Source organism: Streptomyces sp. NPDC059874 (assembly GCF_042731135.1).
In the GTDB taxonomy this organism is placed as follows: domain Bacteria; phylum Actinomycetota; class Actinomycetes; order Streptomycetales; family Streptomycetaceae; genus Streptomyces.
Window position 1 is genome coordinate 1 of sequence record NZ_JBHWJY010000187.1, and the last position, 1,450, is coordinate 1,450.

Consider the following 1,450-nt stretch of genomic DNA (forward strand, 5'->3'; position numbering starts at 1 on the left):
CTAGTAGTGCTTGGTCAGGTTCGGTCGTCGGTGGAGTGTCGGGCTGATGGGCTGTGTCGTTGATCGGGTGTGCTGGCTAAGGAGTTGGCTGCGGTCCGGTGTGATCTGGAGGATTTCGCGGCGGAGGTGTTCGAGCCGTTCGGGCGGGCGGATCAGCGTCGCTGGGGGTCGGTCTACCTGCGTGGTCTGCTGATGGACGGCGGGCGCAAGTCGGTCGAGCCGATGGCTGCCCGGCTGGGCGAGGACGGCAACCGGCAGGCATTGGCCCACTTCGTCACGTCCAGCCCGTGGGATCCGGCACATGTGCGGGCCAGGCTGGCCTGGAGGATGCAGCCGGTGATCAGACCGGCCGCACTGATCATCGACGACACCGGGTTTCTCAAGGACGGGGACGCCTCAGCCTGCGTGACACGCCAGTACACCGGCACCGCGGGCAAGGTCACCAACTGCCAGGCCGGTGTGTCGCTGCACCTGGCCTCCGACCATGCCTCCGCGGCCGTCGACTGGCGTCTGTTCCTGCCCAAGAGCTGGGATCCGGCCTCCCCGGAAGCCGATCCCGCCAAGGTCGCCCGCCGCACGGCATGCGGCATCCCGGCGGAGGCGGGCCATGTTGAGAAGTGGCAGCTCGCGCTCGACATGGTCGATGAGACCCGCTCGTGGGGCATCGACGTTCCCGTCGCTGTCGCCGACGGCGGATACGGGGACACCGCCGCGTTCAGGCTCGGCCTTCAGGAACGGGGGCTGCACTACGTGGTGGGCGTTTCCACCACTGTCACCGCCCACCCGGGCGACGCGGTCCCGCTCACCCCGCCCTACAGCGGCACCGGCCGCAGGCCGGCAGTGAAGTATCCCGAGCCGGCCCAGAGCGTGAAGACGCTGGTCATCAGGGCGGGGAAGCGTGCGGCCAAACCGGTGCAATGGCGCGAGGGCTCACGGCCCGGCACCGGACGCAGCGGTTTCAAGCGCATGTACTCACGTTTCGTGGCCTTGCGGATCCGTCCCGCCGGGCGTGAGATCCGCAAGGCGGTCGACGGGACGGAACTGCCCGCGTGCTGGCTACTGGCCGAATGGCCCGCGAGAGAGCCGGAACCGGTGCAGTTCTGGTTCTCGAACCTGCCCGAGGACACACCGCTGACCACCCTCGTCAGGCTGGCCAAACTCCGCTGGCGGATCGAGCACGACTACCGCGAGATGAAGCAGGCCCTTGGCCTTGCCCACTTCGAAGGCCGCACCTGGCGCGGCTGGCACCACCACGTCACCCTCGTCTCCGCCGCCCACGCCTTCTGCACCCTCCAGCGACTGGCCAGAGCCCCAAAAGACACGGCGCCGGCCTGACCCTCTACCAAGTCATCCGAGAACTCCGGATCCTCCTCGCCACCTGGGCCGGCGCCTGCCCCACCTGCCACCGCGACATACCCGCACGCGAATCAACCTGACCAAGCCCTACTAG

The 1,450-nt window shown here is 68.5% G+C and carries 1 protein-coding gene; it reads left to right on the top strand.

From position 1 onward, the window contains the following. The first annotated feature begins 69 nt into the window (after positions 1 to 69). The gene (locus ACFV9H_RS41440; protein ID WP_385409182.1) at positions 70 to 1,335 is read left to right on the top strand and encodes an IS701 family transposase; all 1,266 of its coding nucleotides are present in this window, start codon (positions 70 to 72) and stop codon (positions 1,333 to 1,335) included. The last annotated feature ends 115 nt before the right edge of the window (positions 1,336 to 1,450 follow it).